Annotated in this window: 20 protein-coding genes; 7 read left to right on the forward strand and 13 right to left on the reverse strand. The window is 70.6% G+C overall.

Annotated elements, in window-relative coordinates; all coding sequences use genetic code 11:
• Positions 1-205 precede the first annotated feature (205 nt).
• The gene (locus AB0G28_RS46380; protein WP_361105017.1) at positions 206-1,939 is read right to left on the reverse strand and encodes a glycerol-3-phosphate dehydrogenase/oxidase; all 1,734 of its coding nucleotides are present in this window, start codon (positions 1,937-1,939) and stop codon (positions 206-208) included.
• Between the two features lie 235 nt (positions 1,940-2,174).
• Here AB0G28_RS46380 and AB0G28_RS46385 point away from each other — a divergent pair, with 235 nt between their 5' ends.
• Positions 2,175-2,927, forward strand: coding sequence for an MIP/aquaporin family protein (locus AB0G28_RS46385; RefSeq protein ID WP_361105020.1), 753 nt, complete (start codon positions 2,175-2,177; stop codon positions 2,925-2,927).
• Positions 2,928-2,960: 33 nt separating this feature from the next.
• Positions 2,961-4,475, forward strand: a complete 1,515-nt coding sequence (glpK, locus tag AB0G28_RS46390) for a glycerol kinase GlpK (RefSeq protein WP_361105023.1) — start codon at positions 2,961-2,963, stop codon at positions 4,473-4,475.
• Between the two features lie 64 nt (positions 4,476-4,539).
• On the opposite strand, the gene AB0G28_RS46395 is transcribed toward glpK, so the two are convergent.
• The 5 genes from AB0G28_RS46395 to AB0G28_RS46415 all read right to left on the reverse strand — a co-directional run bounded on the left by AB0G28_RS46395 (position 4,540) and on the right by AB0G28_RS46415 (position 8,951).
• Positions 4,540-5,343 carry a VOC family protein gene (locus tag AB0G28_RS46395; RefSeq protein ID WP_361105026.1) on the reverse strand — a complete coding sequence of 268 codons (804 nt, stop codon included), beginning with the start codon at positions 5,341-5,343 and terminating at the stop codon, positions 4,540-4,542.
• A 134-nt stretch (positions 5,344-5,477) separates the two neighbouring features.
• Positions 5,478-6,125, reverse strand: coding sequence for a class F sortase (locus tag AB0G28_RS46400; protein ID WP_361105029.1), 648 nt, complete (start codon positions 6,123-6,125; stop codon positions 5,478-5,480).
• A 119-nt stretch (positions 6,126-6,244) separates the two neighbouring features.
• Positions 6,245-6,802, reverse strand: a complete 558-nt coding sequence (locus AB0G28_RS46405; protein WP_361105032.1) for a hypothetical protein — start codon at positions 6,800-6,802, stop codon at positions 6,245-6,247.
• A 208-nt stretch (positions 6,803-7,010) separates the two neighbouring features.
• The gene (locus tag AB0G28_RS46410; protein ID WP_361105035.1) at positions 7,011-7,478 is read right to left on the reverse strand and encodes a hypothetical protein; all 468 of its coding nucleotides are present in this window, start codon (positions 7,476-7,478) and stop codon (positions 7,011-7,013) included.
• 72 nt (positions 7,479-7,550) lie between these two features.
• Positions 7,551-8,951, reverse strand: a complete 1,401-nt coding sequence (locus AB0G28_RS46415; protein WP_361105038.1) for an NAD(P)H-quinone dehydrogenase — start codon at positions 8,949-8,951, stop codon at positions 7,551-7,553.
• A 127-nt stretch (positions 8,952-9,078) separates the two neighbouring features.
• On the opposite strand from AB0G28_RS46415, the gene AB0G28_RS46420 reads away from it, so the two are divergent.
• Positions 9,079-9,531, forward strand: a complete 453-nt coding sequence (locus AB0G28_RS46420) for a gamma-glutamylcyclotransferase (RefSeq protein ID WP_361105041.1) — start codon at positions 9,079-9,081, stop codon at positions 9,529-9,531.
• Between the two features lie 60 nt (positions 9,532-9,591).
• Here AB0G28_RS46420 and AB0G28_RS46425 read toward each other — a convergent pair whose 3' ends face one another.
• From AB0G28_RS46425 to AB0G28_RS46450, 6 genes are all read right to left on the reverse strand, one after another.
• Entirely contained in the window at positions 9,592-10,464 is an 873-nt protein-coding gene (locus tag AB0G28_RS46425) for a hypothetical protein (RefSeq protein ID WP_361105044.1), read from the reverse strand.
• Positions 10,465-10,654: 190 nt separating this feature from the next.
• Positions 10,655-11,956, reverse strand: coding sequence for an amidohydrolase (locus AB0G28_RS46430; RefSeq protein ID WP_361105047.1), 1,302 nt, complete (start codon positions 11,954-11,956; stop codon positions 10,655-10,657).
• Positions 11,957-12,161: 205 nt separating this feature from the next.
• Positions 12,162-12,470, reverse strand: coding sequence for a hypothetical protein (locus AB0G28_RS46435; RefSeq protein WP_361105050.1), 309 nt, complete (start codon positions 12,468-12,470; stop codon positions 12,162-12,164).
• A 50-nt stretch (positions 12,471-12,520) separates the two neighbouring features.
• The gene (gene meaB / locus AB0G28_RS46440; protein WP_361105053.1) at positions 12,521-13,504 is read right to left on the reverse strand and encodes a methylmalonyl Co-A mutase-associated GTPase MeaB; all 984 of its coding nucleotides are present in this window, start codon (positions 13,502-13,504) and stop codon (positions 12,521-12,523) included.
• A 3-nt stretch (positions 13,505-13,507) separates the two neighbouring features.
• Complete coding sequence (scpA, locus tag AB0G28_RS46445; RefSeq protein WP_361105056.1) at positions 13,508-15,676, reverse strand: methylmalonyl-CoA mutase; 2,169 nt, start codon at positions 15,674-15,676, stop codon at positions 13,508-13,510.
• Complete coding sequence (locus AB0G28_RS46450) at positions 15,673-17,508, reverse strand: methylmalonyl-CoA mutase family protein (RefSeq protein ID WP_361105059.1); 1,836 nt, start codon at positions 17,506-17,508, stop codon at positions 15,673-15,675. Before AB0G28_RS46450 ends, scpA begins: the two co-directional genes overlap by 4 nt.
• Positions 17,509-17,622: 114 nt before the next feature.
• Here AB0G28_RS46450 and AB0G28_RS46455 point away from each other — a divergent pair, with 114 nt between their 5' ends.
• Entirely contained in the window at positions 17,623-19,383 is a 1,761-nt protein-coding gene (locus tag AB0G28_RS46455) for a serine/threonine-protein kinase (RefSeq protein ID WP_361105062.1), read from the forward strand.
• On the opposite strand, the gene AB0G28_RS46460 is transcribed toward AB0G28_RS46455, so the two are convergent.
• Positions 19,380-20,006 (reverse strand): MerR family transcriptional regulator, encoded by a 627-nt coding sequence (locus tag AB0G28_RS46460; protein WP_361105073.1) that lies wholly within the window; start codon positions 20,004-20,006, stop codon positions 19,380-19,382. The two genes, AB0G28_RS46455 and AB0G28_RS46460, sit on opposite strands and share 4 nt — an antisense overlap.
• Positions 20,007-20,121: 115 nt before the next feature.
• On the opposite strand from AB0G28_RS46460, the gene AB0G28_RS46465 reads away from it, so the two are divergent.
• The 3 genes from AB0G28_RS46465 to AB0G28_RS46475 are packed head-to-tail and all read left to right on the forward strand — an operon-like array spanning position 20,122 to position 22,249.
• Complete coding sequence (locus tag AB0G28_RS46465) at positions 20,122-21,057, forward strand: hypothetical protein (protein WP_361105064.1); 936 nt, start codon at positions 20,122-20,124, stop codon at positions 21,055-21,057.
• A complete protein-coding gene (locus AB0G28_RS46470) occupies positions 21,054-21,473 on the forward strand; it encodes an ABA4-like family protein (protein WP_361105067.1) in 420 nt (139 codons plus the stop codon). Before AB0G28_RS46465 ends, AB0G28_RS46470 begins: the two co-directional genes overlap by 4 nt.
• Positions 21,470-22,249, forward strand: a complete 780-nt coding sequence (locus tag AB0G28_RS46475) for a purine-nucleoside phosphorylase (RefSeq protein WP_361105070.1) — start codon at positions 21,470-21,472, stop codon at positions 22,247-22,249. Before AB0G28_RS46470 ends, AB0G28_RS46475 begins: the two co-directional genes overlap by 4 nt.
• Positions 22,250-22,433: the final 184 nt, after the last annotated feature.

Raw genomic sequence — 22,433 nt, forward strand, 5'->3', positions numbered from 1 at the left:
ACAGCCCCACCGAACGCATGACACAGTTACTCAACACCACCCACAACCAACAGCAGTATTGCAACAACCACTAGAAATCGCCCTCCCAGGGGGGCGGCCCCAAGGCCAGTCTATCGGCGCCCCCGGACAAAACCCGCTCCGAAGGCACCCGCCGGCTCCAGCTGTCCACAATCGGCCGGGGCTGTGGACAACCGCGCGTGCAGGCTCAGCTGACCGGTTCCACGATCCCTGCCCGGGCCTCCGGAGCCGCCGACCTCAGGGCGTCCGCCGCTTCGTCGCTCGGCTGGGACTGGGACTTGCGTTCCGCCTCCACCCGGGCCCGGTAGACCTCGATCTCACGCTTCACCGTTTCGGGTGACCAGCCGAGCACCTCGCCCACCAGCGCCGCCACCTGCTCGGCGCAGTCGACACCTCGGTGGGCGTACTCGATCGAGATGCGTGTCCGGCGGGCCAGGACGTCCTCCAGGTGCAGTGCCCCTTCGTGCGAAGCCGCGTACACCACTTCGACGCCCAGGTAGTCCGGGGCGTGCTCGATCGGCTTCAGCAGCTCCGGGCGGCCTTCCGCCGACGCCAGGACCTCGTGGACCAGCGAGCCGTAACGGTCCAGCAGGTGCCTCACCCGGTAGGGGTGCAGGCCGTGCTCCGCCGCCAGGTGGTCGGCCTGGTTGACCAGGGCGTGGTAGCCGTCCGCGCCCAGGAGGGGGACCTTGTCCGTGATCGACGGCTGCGATCGGCCGGGCAGGTCCACCGCCGCCGCGTCGACCGCGTCCGCCGCCATCACCCGGTATGTCGTGTACTTTCCGCCCGCGATCGCGACCAGGCCCGGCGCCACCCGCGCCACCGCGTGCTCGCGCGAGAGCTTCGAAGTCTCTTCGCTCTCCCCCGCCAGCAACGGGCGCAGGCCCGCGTACACGCCTTCGATGTCGTCGTGCGTCAGCGGTGTCGCCAGGACCGTGTTGACGTGCTCGAGGATGTAGTCGATGTCGTGCTTCGTCGCCGCCGGGTGGGCCAGGTCCAGGTTCCAGTCCGTGTCCGTCGTGCCCACGATCCAGTGGTTGCGCCACGGGATCACGAACAGCACCGACTTCTCCGTGCGCAGGATCATCCCCGACTCCGAGACGATCCGGTCGCGCGGGACGACGATGTGCACGCCCTTGCTCGCGCGCACCCGGAACCGGCCGCGCCCGCCGGACAGCCGCTGCAGCTCGTCTGTCCAGACGCCGGTGCAGTTGATCACCGCGGCCGCCGAGATCTCCGTTTCACGCCCGTCCTCGACGTCTCGCACGCGCACGCCGGACACCCGGTCGGCCTCGCGCAGGAACCCGACGACCTGGGTGGACGTCCGCACGACGGCGCCGTAGTGCGCCGCCGTCCTGGCCACCGTCATCGTGTGGCGGGCGTCGTCGGACTGCGCGTCGTAGTAGCGGATCCCACCGATCAGCGCCGACCGCTTGAGCGCCGGCACCATCCGCAGCGCGCCCGCGCGGGTCAGGTGCTTCTGCCCCGGGACGCTGCGGGCGCCGCCCATCGTGTCGTACATCAGCAGGCCGGCAGCCGTGTACGGCCGCTCCCACACGCGGTGCGTCAGCGGGTAGAGGAAGCTGACCGGCTTCACCAGGTGGGGCGCGATCGTCGTCAGCATCAGCTCGCGCTCGCGCAGCGCCTCCCGGACCAGGCCGAATTCGAGCTGTTCCAGGTAGCGCAGGCCGCCGTGAAAGAGCTTGCTCGACCGGCTCGACGTCCCGGACGCGAGGTCACGGGCCTCGACGAGCGCGACCCGGAGCCCGCGCGTCGCGGCGTCGAGCGCCGTGCCCGCGCCCACCACGCCGCCGCCGATGACGACGAGATCGAACGTCTCCTTGCCGAGCCGCTGCCACGTCTCTTCCCGCTTGACCGGGCCCAGTCGAGCCGGGTTCGTCTCCGCTGCGTGCTGCGCCACGTGACATTCCTCCTCGTGCCGGCGAGGCCTCCAGCATCGCACGACCCGGTGATCATCCGCCCGTCCACGGATGACACTTGTGGCGTAACCCTCCGCGATCTTGAAAAGATTCGGCTGGCCGGTGCTTGGAATCCGCTTCTACGCCCCGGTAACGTCGCGCGGACGTGGGTCGGCAACGGTGCCGTGGCACGCCGTGATCGACCCTGCGCAGATTGTCCAGTGTGGAGGTGCAGCGGTGAGTGCTGGAGCAATAATCGTCTGGGAAATACTGGGAACGGCCGCGCTGATCCTGCTCGGCAACGGTGTGGTCGCCAACCACGTACTCCGCAAGAACAACGGTCACAACGGTGGCTTCCTCTTCATCACCTTCGGCTGGGCGTTCGCCGTCTTCACCGGCGCCAGCATCGCCGCGCCCAGCGGCGCCCACCTCAACCCGGCGGTGACGCTGGGGCTCGCCATCGCCGACAAAGTCGGGTGGGACAAGGTCCCGTTCTACTTCATCGGCGAGATGGTCGGCGCGATCATCGGCGCCGTGCTCTGCTGGGCCGCCTACAAGCTGCAGTTCGACGACCACCCCGAGCCCGAGAACACGCTCGGCATCTTCTCCACCGCGCCGCAGATCCCGAACGTCGCCTGGAACCTCGTCACCGAGATCATCGGCACCTTCGTCCTGGTCGCGTGGATCCTGCTCAGCCCGGTCGCCGCGGCCGCGTCGCCGGACGGCGTCCCGACCTTCGGCAACTCCGCGTTGGGCTACGCCGGCGTCTCGTTCGTGGTCCTCGTGATCGGTACCTCGCTCGGCGGGCCGACGGGCTACGCCATCAACCCGGCCCGTGACCTCGGCCCGCGGATCGCCTACGCGTTCCTCCTGCCGATCAAGAACAAGGCGAACGCCAACTGGGGCTACTCGTGGATCCCCGTCGTCGGCCCACTGGTCGGCAGCGCGCTCGCCGCACTCCTCTACCTCGCCGTCCACAACCTGACCTGATCGCCTCCCGAAGACGGAATTCCTGGAGCACACATGACTTCGTACGTAGCCGCGATCGACCAGGGCACCACCTCGACCCGGTGCATGATCTTCAACCACGAGGGCCGCGTGGTCTCGGTCGACCAGCGCGAACACGAGCAGATCTTCCCGAAGGCCGGCTGGGTCGAACACAACGCGGAAGAGATCTGGGAGAACACGCGCCGGGTCGCCGCGGGCGCGCTGGCCAAGGCCGACCTCACCGCCAAGGACATCGCCGCGGTCGGCATCACCAACCAGCGCGAAACCGCGCTCGTCTGGGACAAGACCACCGGCAAGCCGGTGTACAACGCGATCGTCTGGCAGGACACCCGCACCGACCGGATCGTCACCGAGCTCGGCAACCTCGGCGGCGGGCAGGAGCGCTACCGCGCGAAGGTCGGGCTCCCGCTCGCCACCTACTTCTCCGGCCCCAAGATCAAATGGATCCTGGACAACGTCGAGGGCGCGCGCCAGAAGGCCGAGGCCGGTGACCTGATCTTCGGCAACATGGACACCTGGGTGCTGTGGAACATGACCGGCGGCCCGGACGGCGGCGTGCACGTCACCGACCCGACCAACGCCTCGCGCACCATGCTCATGGACCTCGACACCCTGCAGTGGGACGCCGAGATCGCCGGCGAGATGGGCATCCCCCTTTCGATGCTGCCGGAAATCCGTTCCTCGTCCGAGGAATACGGCAAGGTCCGCGAGAAAGGCGCGCTGGCCGGCGTCCCGATCTCGGGCATCCTGGGCGACCAGCAGGCCGCGACGTTCGGCCAGGCCTGCCTCTCGCCCGGCGAGGCCAAGAACACCTACGGCACCGGCAACTTCATGCTGCTGAACACCGGCACCGAAAAGGTGATGTCGCAGAACGGGCTGCTCACCACGGTCTGCTACAAGATCGGCTCGAACGACACGGTCTACGCGCTGGAAGGCTCCATCGCCGTCACCGGTTCGCTGGTGCAGTGGCTGCGCGACAACCTCGGCATGATCACGACCGCGGCCGAGATCGAGGAGCACGCGCGCAGTGTCGAGGACAACGGCGGCGCGTACTTCGTCCCGGCGTTCTCGGGTCTGTTCGCTCCTTACTGGCGATCCGACGCTCGCGGCGCGATCGTCGGGCTCACCCGGTTCGTCAACAAGGGCCACCTCGCCCGCGCGGTGCTGGAGGCGACCGCCTTCCAGTCGCGCGAGGTCATCGACGCGATGAACGCCGACTCCGGCGTCGCGCTCACCTCCCTCAAGGTCGACGGCGGCATGGTCGTCAACGAGCTGCTCATGCAGTTCCAGGCCGACATCCTCGGCGTGCCGGTGATCCGCCCGGTGGTCAACGAGACCACCGCGCTGGGTGCCGCCTACGCCGCCGGCCTCGCCGTCGGGTTCTGGAAGTCCGAGGACGACATCCGCACCAACTGGGCCCAGGACAAGCAGTGGGATCCGGCCATGGACGACTCCCGCCGCGAGCGCGAGTACCGCAACTGGAAGAAGGCCGTCACCAAGACCTTCGACTGGGTCGAGGACGAAGACTGACGAAGACCGACCAACGACAACGAGGGCCCGGGGGCGCCTCTCACGGCGCCTCCGGCCCGCCCGGTCAGACCTCCCAGCCCTCCGGCTCGCCGGACTGCTCGTTGGGCGCGACAACCAGGAAATTCACCCCCTGGTCGTCCGCGACCCGCACCTGCCGCCCGTACGGCGAGTCGAACGGCTCGCCGAGTACCCGGCCGCCGAGCTCGGCCACCTTGGCCGCGCTCGCGTCGGCGTCCGCCACCCAGAAGTAGGTGGACCAGTTCGACGGCACCTCCGATGGCACCGACGCGGGCAGGGCGCCGACACCGCCGACCGGGCGGCCGTCGAGCAGCAGCACCGCGTACGTGAACTCGTCACTGGACAGGTCCTGGAAGCCGTAGCCGAAGACCTGCTCGTAGAACGCCTTCGCCGCCGGGTAGTCACGACTCATGCACTCGGTCCAGGCCGGCGTGCCCGGGAGCGCGGTGACCTGCGTGCCGATGTGGTTGCCGTCCTCCCAGAGGCCGAAGACCGCGCCCCCCGGGTCGGCCGCGACGGCCATCCGGCCCTCCTTCATCACCTCCATCACGGGCATGAGGATCTGCCCGCCCGCCTCGGTGATCACCGTGGCCGTCTTGTCCACATCGGACACCGACAGGTAGGTCGTCCACACCGCCGGGACGTCCTGGCCGGGTGGAGCCTGGCCGATCCCGGCGACGGGCCGCCCGCGCAGCATCGCCATGCCGTAGAAGCCGGTCTCCTCACCGCCCCGGTGCACGTCCCAGCCGAACAGGGCCCCGTAGAAGGCCGCCGCTTTCGCCTGGTCGGGCACCATCAGGTCCACCCAGCTGGGCGTGCCGTCGGGCCACCGCTCGTCCCGGAACACCATTTCCGCTCCCAACCCCTCGTCCGCGCCGCCTCGGGTGACGGCCGACACAGTGTTGCACCGGGCACCGACAAAAACAGGGCCGAAGGGCTCCCCACCACGGAACCGGGCCGGCCGGGGACGGTCGGTGAACGACCTCAGCCGCGGACCAGCCGGGCGTAGACGACGATGTTGTCGACGTAGTTGTGCGCGCTCCGGTCGAAGACGCCGCCGCAGGTGATCAGCCGCAGCTCGGCGTCGGCCGTGTCGTTGTAGACGCCTTCGCTTTCGAAGTCCTTTTTCGGCACCTGGTGCACCTTCGTCACCTCGAACTGCGCCGTGGTGCCGTCCTTGCGGGCGATCGAAACGCGGTCACCCGCGGCCAGCTCCTTGAGGCGGAAGAAGATGCCCTTCTGGTGGTTGCCGTCGACGTGCCCGAGGACGACCGCCGGGCCGGTCTCGCCCGGCGTCGGTGCGTACGTGTACCAGCCCGCCTGCAGCGGCGTGGTCACCGGCGGCACCTGGATGGTGTTGTCCGGGTTCAGCCCCAGCGGGATCAGCGACGAGTGCGCGCCGATCTTCGGGATGTCGATCGAAACCGGCTCGGACTTCGGCATCGCCTCGAGGAGTTCCTGGGTGTCGGTCCCGGCCTCCGGCGTCACCGCGGCCGGCTGCTCCGGCGTCGGCTGCGCCGTCGACGGCCCCGGCCCGCCGCCGAACGTCAGGACCAGCACCGCCAGCGCCGCCAGCGACGCGATGACCAGGGTGACCAGCACACCCTGTCTGCTCGTGATCCTCCTGGCCATGTCCTCCCCCTGAACTGGTGCCCGCAAGTTCACACGTCCGGGTGGTTCCATCGGTTGAGCCTCGACGGTACCTCCGCGAACGGCCACTCCGGAGCCGTGGCTCCGGAGTGGTCCCCCGATCAGCGGCGCCGGGCCCGCCGGGCCAGCACGAGACCGCTGCCGCCGACGGCGAGCACGCCCATGGCGGCCGCGGCCGCGAGCGGGGTGCCCGAGCCGTCGACGGGACCGTCGGTTCCCCCGGTCTGCGGCGCGCCGGCAGGCACCTTGGCGACCTGCTCCTTCAGCGGCAGGACCTCGAGCGTCGCGGTCGAGGTCTCCGGGCCGCAGTGCAGCGTGACGGCGTACTTGCCGGGCTTGACGGTCTTGACGGTGCCGTCGGCCCAGTTGCCGGCCTTGTGGAAGGCCAGCGCCGGAGAATGCACGTAGATCTTCTCGTCCGCCTCGCGGGTTTGGCAGGCGAAGTCGAGCTTCACGTGCGCCCCCGGCATCGCCTTGACCGGCGACAGGGTCACCAGCCGGGTGATCCGGCTGAACGGGCCTTCCGGGTCGACCGGCAGCGTCGCCTTGGTGGCGGGCACCGGGGACGGCGCGGTGGTCGGCGTGGCCGCCAGCGCGGCACCGGGCGCGAGGACGAGGAAAGCCGCGGCGGCACCGGCGGCGACAATAGCGTTCTTCATTCTTTCTCCCCTGCGGAATGGATCGAACGGCACCGGTCGACAGTTCCCCCTGCTCCGGCTTCCCTCCGTTCACCTACACATCCAAAGACGCCTCCACCTGCGGTTGGTTCCACCGCTAGGTCACGAATACGTCGCGAAAACCGCGTCGGGAAGTCATGAAAAAAGCCGCCTCGGAGCAGGACTCCGAGGCGGCTTTCGAATTCGGGAATCAGCCGGCCATGCTGCCGTCGCCGGCTTTCGCGGCGCCGGACGGCACCTTCGCGACCTGCGACGCGGGCACCGTGAACTGCGTGCTGTAGGTCTGGCTGCCGCAAGTCACCGTCAGCGGGTACGTCCCGGCGCCGGTGCCGGGCTTCAGCTGGACGTCGGCGCTGATGTTCGCGTCGACGCCCATGAAGGGGCCGGGGGTGTAGTTGCTGAAGGTCAGCACCGGCGAGGCGAACTTCGGCGAAGCGCCTTCGCACTTGGCCAGCGCGACGTTCGGCGCGTCGCGGACGTACTTGTCCACGAGCGTCGAGTTGATCGCCGTGTTCACGTTGAGCTGAACCATGCCGGCGCTCGGTGTGCTCGCCGGAGTGGTGCCCGGCGTGGGACCGGTGCTCTGCGCCATCGCCGGCCCCGTCAGCGTCGTCGCTCCGATCACCGCTGCCACAACGAAAACCACCGTCTTGCGCACTCTCGCACCCTTCGCGTTCCCAAGCCTTACAACCGACAAGACGCGACGGACGCGCCCGGGTTGCGTACCGGATCAGTCGAGATCGTCGTGGCGCATCAGCTGCCGCCCGGCCTCGGTGATCGAGCCCGACAGCGACGGGTACACCGAAAATGTCAGTGCCAGGTGGTCCACTGTGAGCTGGTTCTGGACGGCGAGCGCGATGGGAAGGATGAGCTCGCTCGCCGTCGGCGCCACGACGACTCCACCGACGACCACGCCGGTGGCGGGGCGGCAGAACAGCTTCACGAAGCCTCGGCGGAGGCCCTCCATCTTCGCGCGCGCGTTGGTGGCCAGGGGCAGCATGATGGTGCGCGCGGGCACCTCGCCGGAGTCGATCGCCTGCTGGCTGATGCCGACGGTGGCGATCTCCGGGTGGGTGAACACGTTGGCGGCGACGGTCTTGAGCTTGATCGGCGCGACGCCTTCGCCCAGCGCGTGCCACATCGCGATGCGGCCCTGCATGCTCGCCACCGAGGCGAGCATGAGCACGCCGGTGCAGTCGCCGGCGGCGTAGATCCCGGGAACGGAGGTGCGCGAAACGCGGTCGACGGTGATGAACCCGCCGGGGCCGGGCGCGATGCCGACCTTGTCGAGACCGATGTCCTTCGTGTTGGGCACCGACCCGACGGTCATCAGCGCGTGGCTGGCTTCGATCACGCGGCCGTCGGCGAGGTGGATCTCGACGCCCTTTTCGGTGCGCTCGACGCGGTCGGCGCGTGCCTGCTTCGCGACGGTCGTGCCGCGCTGCGAGAAGACCTCCTCGAGCACCGCGGCGGCGTCGGCGTCCTCGTGCGGGAGGACGCGGTCGCGGCTGGAGACGACGGTGACCTTGACGCCCATCTCGGTGTAGGCGGACGCGAACTCGGCGCCGGTGACGCCCGAGCCGATCACGGCGAGGTGCTCGGGCAGCTCCTCGAGCTCGTAGAGCTGGCGCCAGTCGAGGATGCGCTCGCCGTCCGGCACCGCGCCGGGCAGGACGCGCGGGGTGGCGCCGGTGGCGATCAGGACGACGTCGGCGGGCAGCTTCTCGGTGCCGTCCTTCGTCGTGACGGCGACCTTGTGGGTGGCGAGGCCGGGCTCTTCGTCGCAGAAGCGGGCTTCGCCGGCGATGACGCGGACGCCTTCGCGCTGGACGCGGGCGCGGATGTCGGCGGACTGCGCGAGCGCGAGCCCCTTCACCCGGCCGTGGACGGTCGGGAGGTCGACGCGCGTGTCGGCCAGGTCGGTGTTGATGCCGAGCTCGCCCAGGTCGTGCATCTTGGCCAGCGCGCCCGAGCTCGCGATGAACGTCTTCGACGGGACGCAGTCGTAGAGCACGCAGGCGCCGCCCAGGCCGTCCCGCTCGACGATCGTGACGTCGGCGCCGTGCTGGGCTGCGACCAGTGCGGCTTCGTAGCCGGCCGGGCCCCCGCCCATGATCACGATCCTGGTCACCTGGGTCCTCCTCATGGCAGTCCGTGCGGTGGTCTCACCGTACGCGGCGAAGGTGACCGGACACTGAAGTGGGCGAACACGGCGAGTGCGTCCACTCGGGCGAGGAAGGTGTCGCTACGCTGTCGGCGTGCCGTTGTATGCCGCGTACGGATCCAACATGGAGCCCGCCCAGATGCTGGAGCGCGCGCCGCACTCCCCGATGGCCGGCACCGGCTGGCTGGAGGGGTGGCGCCTGACCTTCGGCGGGGAGGACCTCGGCTGGGAAGGTGCCCTGGCCACGATCGTCGAGGACCCGGGATCCCGGGTGTTCGTCGTGCTGTACGACGTGACGCCGCTGGACGAGACCGGGCTCGACCGCTGGGAAGGCGGCGAGCTGGGCATCCACACGAAGATCCGGCTGCGCGTCCAGACCATGGACGGCTCGGTCCTTGCCTGGCTGTACGTCCTGGACGCCTACGAAGGCGGCCTACCGTCCGCCCGCTACCTGGGAGTCCTGGCCGACGCCGCCGAAGCGGCCGGCGCCCCCGCCGACTACGTCGACGACCTGAGAACCCGCCCCTGCACCGGCATCACCGGCTGACTCGTGTCGACCCCCTGATCACGCGTGTCGACCCTTCAATCACGCGTGTCGTCGCTCTGATCACGCAGCGCGGCAGGATCGCCGGTTGAAGGCATCCCGCAACTCGCTCAGGAGGCGACTCGGTTCCCGGAGGTCGGCCGCAGTGGCCCGGACGGTGATCCAGCCACGGGCGGCCATCCGCTTGTCCCGCTCGAGGTCGTACTCGCCCCGTTCTTCGTGCGCCGCAAACCCGTCGTACTCGAGGGCGATCTGTCTGTTCGGCCAGGCCATGTCGAACACGCAGAGCTTGCGGCCGTCGATCGTGGTGATCTCGTACTGGGGCTCGGGCACCGGAAAGCCGGCTTCGACCACGATCAGCCGAAGCACACTCTCGGGAGGGGACTCCGCCTTGCCCGTGGCGAGGTCCAGGAGCATCGGAGCCCTGTGGATACCTCGCCGGTCCCGGCGCTCGGAAAGCCGGTCGCGGACGTTCTCACGGAGTTTCGCAGCGTGGTCCGCCGGCAGCCCTCGCATGGCTTCGTCGACTGCCGGAAAGGCCGCTCGCTTGTCGCCGTCGCAGAGGAAGTCGGCCAAGGCGCGGTCGAGCAGGAATGTCGCGAGGCCATCGATTTCGATGACATCCTGATCGCGGAAGCCGCCCTGATGCACGACCAGACCGGCGCGCGATCGGATGCGCCGCGAGTAGGGCACCATCACGTGAATCTGGCGCTCGTCGGCAGCCGAAATGCCATGCAGGGCAAGGGAAGTAACCCCAGCCAGGGCAACGGGAGGGCCGACAGCGAGCAGGGCGGCCGCAGCCCTTGTCGGCAGCTTCAGCAGGTCGGCGGCGTGCACGACGACACCCCGCCACGGCTGCGAAAGCAACCCTCGTTCGAGCCCTTCGAGCACCTTGCGTCGCCCTAAAAGCCTGTCGGCTTCGGCACGCGAGAGCACTCCATGTCGCCTTGCCCACTCGGTCACAAGATCGAGGATGAGGCCATCCCGAGCCCGGATGAAAGGGGCCTCATCCTCGATCTGTGGATAACTACCCGCCTGTGGATAACTTGTGCACAACCGCCCGTGCGAGAACGGTCGACACGCGTGATCAGAGGGTCGACACGCGTGATTGAAGGGACGACACGGGTTAGGCCAGGGTGGTTAGGGCTGTGTGGACCAGGGTTCGGACTCCGCAGAGCAGGGCTCGCTCGTCGAGGATGAACGTGGGGCGGTGGATGTCCGATTGGGGGGTTGGGGGGCCGGACCAGACGCCCAGGCGGGCGAACGCGCCCTGGACGTGCTCCAGGTACCAGCCGAAGTCTTCGCCGCCCGAGGACTGCTCCGTGGGGGCCACCGCGCCCTCGCCGAGGGCGGCTTCGACGCCCGCGCGCATCAGGGCCGTCGACTCCGGGTCCGAGACCACCGGGGGGACGCCTCGGCGGTAGTCCAGGTGGAAGCCGACGCCCGTCGGAGCCAAGAGCGACTCCACCGAGGACGCCACCAGCGGCTCCAGGGCCGTCCAGACCTCGTGGTCCGCCGTGCGCAGGGTGCCCCGGAGGACGCCGTCCTGGGGGACGGCGTTGGCCGCCTGACCCGCGTGGACCGCTCCCCACACCAGGACCGTGCCGGACCGCGGGTCGACGCGCCGGGAGAGCAACGCCGGCAGCGAAGTGATGACCGTGCCCAGCGCGTGGACCAGGTCGGCCGTCAGGTGCGGGCGGGACGTGTGGCCGCCCGGCGACGTCAGGCGCAGCTCGATCAGGTCCGCGGCCGACGTCAGCGCGCCGACGCGCATCCCCACCGAACCCACTTCCAGGCGCGGGTCGACGTGCAGGCCGTAGATCCGCTCGACGCCGTCCAGCGCGCCCGCCGCGATCATGTCCAGCGCGCCGCCGGGCATGACCTCTTCGGCGGGCTGGAAGATCAGCCGGACGCGGCCGGGCAGCTCCGGCGCGCCGGCGAGGGCGCGGGCCGCGCCCAGCAGAATGGCCGTGTGGGCGTCGTGGCCGCACATGTGGGCCGCGCCCTCGGTGGTCGAGGAGTACGGCAGGCCGGTCGCCTCCGTGAGCGGCAGCGCGTCCATGTCCGCGCGCAGCGCCACGCACCGCTCGCCGCTGCCGATGTCGCAGACGACGCCGGTGCCGCCCGGCAGCACCCACGGCTTGAGCCCGACCGCGCGCAGCAGCGTGACGACCAGTTCCGTGGTCGCGAACTCGTGCCGCGACAGCTCCGGGTGCGCGTGGATGTGCCGCCGCCAGGCCAGCACGTCGGTCGCGTTGGCACGCAGCCAGTCGTCCAGCCAGAACGGGCCGCGGCCCGCACCAAGGTCGTCCACGGGAGCCATGCTTACGCCGGCTTCGGAAATGAGCGCCTCGGACCCCTCCATGGGGTCGATGATGCGCCCTTGGGGGTCGCCTGGAACGTCCGGCCGTGAATCGAGCACCGTCACGCCGCACCTCCTCCCGCAACACGGGCAACCCGCGCAGCGGCTGGGGTCACGCGTCGTGCCGATCGATCTGTCGTACGCATTTGCAGACGATCGTGCACCATGCAGGCGGCAAGCCGCGCCTCGAAAGCAGCGGTCCTAGATGGCCGGTACCGGATCTGCGTTGAACGGCGTGCGCCAGTTCGGCAAAGCCGAACGCGATCCGGCGTCAGGAACCCTTGGCCTTCTTCGAACGGATCTTGCGCCCCCAGATCACCGCGCCGAGCAGGACGGCCGCGATGAACCCGGCGATCAGCTTGTTCTTCGTCTTCTCGCTGTTCGCCTTGTCGGTCTGGGCCGGGTCGAGGACCGGGCCGGGCGGCTGGGTCTGCACCGGGACCAGCACCGGAGAAGCGTGCGCCACGCTCACCGTGACGGCGGCCGGGCGCACCGGCTCGGCGAAAGCGGACGCCGGCGAAGCGGTGAACAGCACCGCGCCGAGCACTCCGACCAGGACCAGACCCCGCAGTTTCGCCATGTCATCCTTTCGCCACGACCAGGCATTCTGCCCGCGGACCGCCCGTGGTGTCAGCCACCGAACGCGTCGAGGATCCGCTGAGCACCGAGGGTAGCCGTCAGCTCACCGTCCCGCACCGCCCGCTCGACGTCGGGAACGACCGTTCGCACGTCCGGATGCACCGCCAGGCGACTGAGCAGCTGCTCGCGCACCATCGCCCAGGTCCAGTCGACCTGCTGCTGACGCCGCCGGGCGTCGAGTTCACCGGACGCGGTGAGCGTCTCGCGGTGCTTCTCGATGGCCGCCCAGACCTCGTCGAGCCGCAGGTTGTGCAGGCCGCTGCAGGTCAGCACGGGCGGGGTCCACGACGCCTCGGGCCCGTAGATCATCCGCAGCGCGCCGGCCAGTTCCCGGGCCGCCCGCCGCGCGTCCCGCTCGTGGTCGCCGTCCGCCTTGTTGACGGCGATGACGTCGGCGAGCTCCAGCACGCCCTTCTTGATGCCCTGGAGCTGGTCGCCGGTGCGGGCCAGGGTCAGGAACAGGAAGCAGTCGACCATGTTGGCCACGGTCACCTCGGACTGCCCGACGCCGACCGTCTCGACCAGCACGACGTCGTAGCCGGCCGCCTCCATCAGCACGATCGTCTCGCGCGTCGCCCGCGCGACCCCGCCCAGCGTCCCGGAGGTCGGCGACGGCCGGATGAAGGCGCGCGGGTCGACCGCCAGCCGCGCCATCCGGGTCTTGTCGCCGAGGATCGACCCGCCCGTGCGCGTCGACGACGGGTCCACGGCCAGCACGGCCACGCGGTGCCCGGCCGCGGTCAGGGTGGTGCCCAGCTGGTCGATGAATGTCGACTTGCCGACACCGGGGACGCCGGTGATGCCGACGCGCCGCGCGCCGCCCGAAGCGGGCAGCAGCTCGACGAGCAGCTCCTGGGCCTGCGCCCGATGGTCCTCGCGCTGGGACTCGACCAGCGTGATCGCCTTCGACAGCGTCCCGCGGTCGCCCGCCAGGACGCCCTTGGCGTACGCGCTGACGTCGATCTTCCGCGGCAAGGGTCAGGACTCCTGCGCCGACAGCTGGCCGAGCAGGTCGATGGCCGCGTCCGCGAGCACCGTGCCGGGGCCGAAGATCGCCGCCGCGCCGGCCTCGCGCAGCGCCGGGTAGTCCTGCGGCGGGATGACGCCGCCGACGACGACCATGATGTCCTCGCGGCCCAGCTCGGCCAGCTCGTGCCGCAGCGCGGGCACCAGCGAGAGGTGCCCGGCGGCCAGCGACGAGACGCCGACGACGTGCACGTCCGCCTCGATCGCCTGCCGCGCCACCTCGGCCGGGGTGGAGAACAGCGGGCCGACGTCGACGTCGAAGCCGAGGTCGGCGAAGCCGGTGGCGATCACCTTCTGGCCGCGGTCGTGGCCGTCCTGGCCCATCTTCGCGACGAGGATGCGGGGACGGCGGCCCTCCTCCGCGGCGAACTCCTCGACCAGTGCACGGGCCTTTTCGACGTTCTGCGTCTTCCCCACCTCCTCGCGGTACACCCCCGAGATGGTCCGGATCTGGCCGGAGTGCCGGCCCCAGATCTTCTCCAGCGCGTCGGAGATCTCGCCGACCGTGGCCTTCGCGCGGGCCGCGTCGATCGCCAGCTCCAGGAGGTTGCCGCCGTTGCCGGCGCCCTCGGTGAGCCGCCGCAGCGCGTCCTCCGTCGCCGCGGCGTCACGCTCGGCACGCAGCCGCCGCAGCTTCTCCAGCTGCTGGGCGCGGACGCCGGCGTTGTCGACCTTCAGCACCTCGATGTCTTCGTCGCCGGTGACCTGGTACTTGTTGACACCGATGACCGGCTGCCGCCCGGAGTCGATGCGCGCCTGGGTGCGCGCGGCGGCCTCCTCGATGCGCAGCTTCGGGATGCCCGCGTCGATCGCGCGAGCCATGCCGCCGGCCTGTTCGACCTCGGTGATGTGCCCCCACGCCTTGCGCGCGAGGTCGTAGGTCAGCTTCTCCACGAACGCGCTGCCGCCCCACGGGTCGATCACGCGCGTGGTGCCGGACTCCTGCTGCAGCAGCAGCTGCGTGTTGCGGGCGATCCGCGCGGAGAAGTCGGTCGGCAGCGCCAGGGCCTCGTCCAACGCGTTCGTGTGCAGCGACTGCGTGTGCCCCTGAGTCGCGGCCATCGCCTCGACGCAGGTGCGCACGACGTTGTTGTAGACGTCCTGCGCGGTCAGCGACCAGCCGGACGTCTGGGAGTGCGTACGCAGCGAAAGCGACTTCGACGACTGCGGGTTGAAGCCCTTCACCAGCTTCGCCCACAGGAGACGCGCCGCGCGCAGCTTCGCGACCTCCATGAAGAAGTTCATGCCGATCGCCCAGAAGAACGACAGGCGCGGCGCGAACTTGTCGACGCTCAGCCCGGCGTCGACACCCGATCGGATGTACTCGACGCCGTCGGCGAGGGTGTAGGCCAGCTCCAGGTCGGCCGTCGCCCCGGCTTCCTGCATGTGGTAGCCGGAGATGGAGATCGAGTTGTACTTCGGCATGTGCTGCGAAGTGAAGGAGAAGATGTCGGAGATGATCCGCATCGACGGCTGCGGCGGGTAGATGTAGGTGTTGCGGACCATGAACTCCTTGAGGATGTCGTTCTGGATGGTCCCCGCGAGCTGCTCGGGTTTGACGCCCTGCTCCTCGGCCGCGACGACGTAGAGCGCGAGCACCGGCAGCACCGCGCCGTTCATCGTCATCGACACCGACATCTTGTCCAGGGGAATCCCGTCGAAGAGCTGCCGCATGTCGTAGATCGAGTCGATCGCCACGCCAGCCATGCCGACGTCGCCGGAGACGCGCGGGTGGTCGGAATCGTAGCCGCGGTGGGTGGCCAGGTCGAAGGCGACCGAAAGCCCTTTCTGCCCGGCGGCGAGGTTGCGCCGGTAGAACGCGTTCGACTCCTCGGCGGTGGAGAACCCGGCGTACTGGCGGATGGTCCACGGCTGGTTGACGTACATCGTCGGGTACGGCCCGCGCAGGAAGGGCGCGATGCCGGGGTACGTGGCCAGGAAGTCCACATCGGACAGGTCGGCGGCGGTGTAGACCGGCTTGACGCCGATGCCCTCGGGCGTCTCCCAAGCCAGGGCGTCCGGGCCCTTGCCGGTGGCGTCCTCCACCGCGCGCGCCCACGTGTCGCGGTCGCCCGGCGACGGCGTGCCGAGGTCGAGACCGGCGAAGTTCGGGATGCTCATCGCGTGACTCCCAGCTTGGCGTGCAGGCCGTTGAGGACTTCCAGGGCGTCGCAACCGGTGAAGACGCATCCGTCGACGCCGTCGTAGGACCCCTTGCCGGCCAGGAGCACGTACTCGGCGCCGAGCGACGCGGCGACGTCGGCCGCCTGCGCCTCGTACGCCGAGTCGGTGCCGCAGAGGCAGGCGATGCGGGCGCCGGACGCGCGGAACGCACCCGGCAGGTCGTCGGTCGCGCCCGGGTTGACGGCTTCGATCCCGCCCGCCTGGAAGAGGTTGGCGGCGAAGCCGGCCCGGGTGGTGTGCGCGGCGACCGGGCCCAGCGTGGCCAGGAAGACCTTGGGCCGCTCGCCGTGCGAAGCGAGGTACGCGTCCGACGCGTCTCGCAGCGCCTCGAAGCCTTCGGCGTACCGGTGCCGCGGCAGCCCACCTTCCACAGTGGACTCCACCGGCTCGCGGACCACCGGCTTCTCGGCCAGGTTCGGGAACTCGCTGACGCCGGTGAGCGGGTCACGCCGCGTCGCGATCCGCGAAGAGCGCTTCTCCCACGTCGAGGCCAGCCGCGACGCGAGTGCACCGGAGGACAGCTCGGCGACCAGGCCACCCGCCGCCTCGATCGCGGTGAACTCGGCCCAGGCGGCGTGCGCGAGGTCGTCGGTGAGCTTCTCGACGTACCAGGAGCCGCCCGCCGGGTCGGCCACGCCGGCCAGCCTGGACTCCTCCAGCAGCACCGCGTGCGTGTTGCGGGCGATGCGCGCGGAGAAGGCGTCGGGGCGGCCGATCGCCGCGTCGAACGGCAGCACGGTAACCGCGTCCGCGCCGCCGACGCCCGCGCCGAAGCAGGCGACCGTCGTGCGCAGCATGTTCACCCACGGGTCACGCCGGGTCAGCATCGCCGGCGACGTCACGGCGTGCTGGCGCATCGGCGAGGAGAAGCCGCACACCTCGGCGACGCGGGCCCACAGGCGGCGCGCGGCGCGCAGCTTGGCGATGGTGGAGAACTGGTCGGCGGTGGCGGCGAGCCGGAACTCCAGCTGCCCGGCGGCGGCCTCGACGTCGAGACCGGCGTCGGTCAGGGAGCGCAGGTAGGCGACGCCGGCGGCGACCAGCGCGCCCAGCTCCTGCGCGTCCGAGCCGCCGGCCTCGTGGTACGGCAGGCCGTCGGCGACGACCGTGCGCACTTTCGGGTACTTCGCGGCGACACGCGCGGCGAGCGCGGCGGCCGGTCCGAGGTCGGCGGCCGAGCCGGTGCGGGCCGCGAGCCCGATCGGGTCGGCGCCCAGCACGGCGGTGGCTTCGCTCGCCGGGATCTCGCGCTCGTCGAACAGCGCCAGCAACTCGGAAGCGGCGGCTTCGTACGAGGCGCCCGCGTCCAGCACGACGGGCGCCAGGTCGAGGTAGACCTCGTTCAGCGCGTCCGCCAGCGCCGCGGGCGGCACCGAGAGCCAGATCGACGTCACGCCGCCTTCGAGGTCGGCGAGGACGGCCTTGTTGACCTCGCGGGCGTCGTCGCCGGTGAACCGGGCCCGGACGTCCCAGCCGGTCCTGACCTGGCCGTCCGGGCGGGAACCGCGTACGTACGGCGGCAAGCCCGGGAAGCCGCTTTCCCACGGCACGTCCTCGGCCGTGTAGAGCGGCTGGATCTCGATGCCGTCGTAGGTCCGCGTGACGAGCTTGCTCTCCGGGGCACCCGCGAAGTCCTCCGGCAGCTTGCCGCTCTTGCGCAGCACGCCGGCGACCAGCTCCTGCCACTGCTCGCGCGTCGCCTGGGGAAACTCGGCCGCGAGGTCGAGTTCGGAGATCGGCACTGATTCCGGACCGGCCACTTCAGTCATACCCAGTGATGGTAGAGGCACTCGCCGCGTCCGACCTGTGAGTCTGATCGCCCTCCCGGCCGGTACCCGCACGCTGCGTCGGGGACTGTCGGTCGCGTACGCCACAATTGACGCGTGCCCCCCTCCAGCGAAGAGACACGAGTGGTCGCCGGTCGCTACCGGCTGCGTTCGGTGCTCGGCTCCGGCTCGATGGGCACCGTCTGGTCGGCGTACGACGAGTTCCTCCACCGGCAGGTCGCCGTCAAGGAGATGAAGGTGCCGCCGGGCATCCCGGCGTCGCAGGCGGACGAGCTGCGGGAGCGGACGCTGCGCGAGGCGCGCGCCATCGCCGTGCTGTCCCACCCGAACGTGATCATCCTGCACGACGTCGCCCGCGAGGACGACCAGCCGTTCGTGGTCATGGAGCTGCTGCCCTCGCGCAGCCTCGCGCACATCCTGCGCGACCACGGGCCGCTGACCGTTGAGCAGGCCGCCGCCGTCGGCATCGCCGTGGCGTCCGCCCTGGAGGCCGCGCACGCCGCCGGGATCACCCACCGCGACGTCAAGCCGGGCAACGTCCTGGTCGCCAGCGACGGCCGGATCAAGCTGACCGACTTCGGCATCGCCCGCAACGTCTCCGAAGCGACCATGACCCGCACCGGGATCATGCTGGGCTCGCCCGCCTACATCGCGCCGGAGGTGGCCTCCGGCGGCGCCGTCACACCGGCCGCGGACCTCTGGGGCCTCGGCGCGACGCTGTTCGCCGCGGTCGAAGGCGCGCCGCCGTACGACGCCGACGGCGATCCGCTGGAGACCGTCGGCAAGGTCGTCAACGGCAAGGTGCCCCAGCCGAAGGCCGGCCCGCTGGCCGAGGTCATCAGCGCGCTGATGAAGAAGGAGCCCGGCAAGCGGATCACGCTGCGCGAGGTCCGGCACCGGCTGTACCCGCTGCAGACCAAGACGCCGCTGGACCTGTTCGGGCCCGACCTGTTCCGCACGCCGGACGGCAAGAAGACGTCCGCGCAGCCGGACGCGACCGACACGCAGGTGATCAAGACCGTCCTGCCCGCGAAGGACGCGAACAAGCCGGAGAAGAAGGCCGAGGCGTCGAGCAGCGAGCTCGCCACCGACCCGGGCCCGCTGCCCTTCCTCCGCCCGCCCGCCCCGGCGCCCGCCACGGACCCGCCGACGGTGTTCGTCCCGCCGCCGCGGATCACGCGGCGCAGCACGGCGGCCACGGTCGTCCTGCTCGTGGCCGCGATCCTGCTCTTCCTCCTCGCCGCGGGCGGCGGGTTCGCGCTGGCCAGGACGGTCGGCGGGCAGTCGCTGCTGCCCCCGGCCGCCGAACCGCGGAGCACGGCGAACGAGACCACCAGCGTGCCGCCGCCGGAGCTGGTGCAGCAGTCCGGCGACGCGAGCTACGCGACCGGCAACGGCGGGCAGTTCGGCCTGCGGGTGCCGAAGGGCTGGCAGAAGTTCGTCGCGCCGCACAACACCAACAAGTTCGGCGCGAGCGTCGCCGTGCAGTACGTCTCACCCGACGGCCGCCGGTCGCTGCGGGTGGAGCGCCTGGTGAACTACTTCACCCAGTACTCCGACGACGCCGAGTACATCGCCTCGCTGAAGCAGACCTACTCCGGCGACGGGTTCGAGGTCTTCCCCGCGGTGACCTCGGCGGATGGCAGGACCACCACGCTCACCTTCCGCACGCTGGAGAGCGGGCTGCTGCCGGGCAACAACGACGACCGCCGGATCACGCGGGTGACGTTCATGAACCTGGTCCGGGCGGGGACCAGCCTCTGGATCCTTTCGGTGACCGCGCCGGTCGAGCAGGAGGACGCGACCCGCCGGGACGTCTTCGACCCCGTCGCGTCCTCGTTGAGCGTCCAGGACTAACCGCCGAGCACCTCGCGGGACACCTGCTCCTGGGCGAGGTGCCGCAGCCCGGTGAAGATCCGGTCGCCGAGCACGGTGCCGACCAGCCCGGCCTCGATGATCCGGTCCACCGACGTCAGCCCGGCCACCACCTCGACGTCGATCTCGGCGACGCGCATCGCCAGGTCCGCCTGCTCGTCGAGCCGTTCGATCAGCTTCTCGTGCCCGAGTTCCTTCGCGGTGGCCAGCGCGGCGATGAGGTTGTCGACGGTCCGGTGCCGGGGCACGTGCCACTTCCAGCCGTTGCGGCGGGCGAGGGCTTCGAGCCGCTCGGACGCCCACTCCGCGGCCTCGTCGGACACCTGCGGCGCGGGCCCGGCCAGTTCCTCCTGGACGACGCCCATCGCCTGGTGCGGGGTCTCGTCGCTGTCGATCGCCCTCAGCACGGCCGCCACCGAGGCCAGCGGCAGGCCGCCGACGTCGGTGAGCGCCTTGATCAGCCGCAGGCGCTGGACGTGCGCCGCGGAGTAGCGGGCCTGGTTCGGGCTGGTGCGCTCGCCGGGCGGCAGCAGGCCTTCGCGCAGGTAGTACTTGACGGTCGCGACCGGCACCCCCGACTGGGCGCTCAGTTCGGCCATCCGCATGCGCATCCGCTCCGATCCCGGGGTCGGTCTCCGGGGCAACCCTGAAGACAGCTCGATATGGATAGCTTAACTTCCCATAACGGAGAGCTTCACTATCCGTTATGGGAGGGGAACCATGACCATCTTCGCCGATCTCCGGAACAGAACGAACGCGTGGCACCGGCCGTCCGCCGTCGCGGCCGCCACACTGGGGGTGGTGGCGCTGCTCTGCGTCGCCGCGATGCTCGTCGACCACCGGACCCTGGCGGGCGCGCCGATCTGGGCCAAGCCGTTCAAGTTCGCGGTGTCCGGGGCGCTGTACTTCGCCACCTGGAGCTGGCTCGTCTCGCTGCTGCCGCGGTTCCGGCGCACGGCGAACCTGCTCACGAACCTCCTGGTCCTGATCTTCGCCGCGGAGTACGTCCTGCTGGTGTTCCAGGCCGCGCGCGGCCACGCGAGCCACTTCAACATCGCGACGCCGGCGGACGCCGCGATCTACAACGTCATGGGCAAGATGATCGTCGGCCTGTGGCTGGCGACCTTCGCGCTGACCGTGCTGGTGTGGTTCACGAAGACCCCGGACCGGGCGAGCTTCTGGGCCGTGCGCGCCGGGGCCGTGCTCTCGCTGGTGGGGATCTCGCTGGGCATTCTGATGACGAACCCGACCGCGCAGCAGCTGGCGCAGTGGAAGACCGGCGGGCGGCCGGACATGGTCGGCGCGCACACCGTCGGGCTCGCCGACGGCGGTCCCGGCCTGCCGTTCCTCGGCTGGAGCACGGTGGCGGGCGACCTGCGGATCCCGCACTTCGTCGGGATGCACGCGCTGCAGGCGCTGCCGCTGCTGGCCATCGCGCTGGCCGCGCTGGCCCGGCGGTTCCCCCGGCTGCGCGACGACGTCGTCCGCGCCCGGCTCGTCCTGGTCGGCGCGGCCGGGTACGCGGGGCTGACCGCGCTGGTCACCTGGCAGGCGCTGCGGGCGCAGTCGATCGTGCACCCGGACGCGGTGACGCTCGGCGCGTTCGCCGTGCTGGTGACGGCCGTCGGGCTGGGTTCGTGGAGGGTGGCGCGATGACGTTCTTCGCACTGGCCTTCCCGCTGGCGGCGCCGTTCTGGGCGCTGATGATCCTGGCGCCGGAGTGGCGGTGGACGCCGCGGGTCATGGCGTCGCCGTGGGTGCCGCTGTTGCCGCTGGTCTGCTACTTCGCGCTCGTGCTGCCGCACTTCGGCGAGTGGGGGCGGGCGATGCTGCGGCCCGACCTCGGCGTCCTGCAGGCGCTGCTGGCCACGCCGTGGGGTGCCGGGCTCGTCTGGGCGCACCTCATCGCGTTCGACCTGTTCATCGCGCGGTGGATGTACTTCGAGGGGCGTGCGGCAGGGCTGTCGCCGTGGATCGTCAGCCCGATCCTGCTGCTGACGATCTTCCTCTCGCCGTTCGGGCTGGTGGCGTTCCTGGTGGTTCGCGGTGCCCGGTTACGCTCCCTCGCATGAGTGAACACGAGGCCGCGGCCGCCATCGCCCACCGCACCGGGGTGGAAGCGCACGACATCGCGGTGGTCCTGGGGTCGGGCTGGCGCCCGGCGGCGGACGTCATCGGGGAGTGCGAGACGGAGATCCCGTTCGCCGAACTGCCCGGCTTCACCACGCCCGGCGCGGTGGGCCACGGCGGCACCATCCGCTCGCTGAAGATCGGCGAGAAGAACGTCCTGGTCATGCTCGGCCGGACGCACTTCTACGAGGGCAAGGGCATCGACCCGGTGGTGCACAACGTGCGCACCGCCGCGGCGGCCGGCGTCCGGACGGTGCTGCTGACGAACGCCGCAGGCGGCCTGCGCGAGGGCTTCCAGGTGGGCCAGCCGGTGCTGATCGCCGACCACCTGAACCTGACGGCGCGCTCGCCGATCGTCGGGGCGAACTTCGTCGACCTGACCGACCTGTACTCGGCCCGGCTGCGGAAGATCGCCCGCGAGATCGACCCGTCGCTCGAAGAAGGCGTCTACGCGGGCCTGGTCGGGCCGCACTTCGAGACGCCGGCGGAGATCCGGATGCTGCGCACGCTGGGCGCGGACCTGGTCGGCATGTCGACGGTCCTGGAGGCGATCGCCGCCCGCGCGGCCGGCGTCGAGGTCTTCGGCCTGTCACTGGTGACGAACCTCGCCGCGGGCATGACGGGCGAACCGCTGAACCACGAAGAGGTCCTGGAAGCCGGCCGCGCGGCCGCCACGAAGATGGGCTCCCTGCTGCGGGAGCTGGTCACCCGCGCCTGACTCCGTGTCGACCGCCCAATCACGCGTGTCGACCCTTCAATCACGCGTGTCGACGCTTCGCGCACGAGGCTCGTGTGCGGAAAACGCCGACTCGCGTGATCAGCTGGGTGTGCCTCTGGTGGGGCGCTCGTTCGGGGTTGAAAATGGGGGTTGGTCGCTCGCTGACGTCGTAGCTCTGTGGTCG

Source organism: Amycolatopsis sp. NPDC021455, from assembly GCF_040640995.1.
Classification (GTDB): Bacteria; Actinomycetota; Actinomycetes; order Mycobacteriales; family Pseudonocardiaceae; genus Amycolatopsis.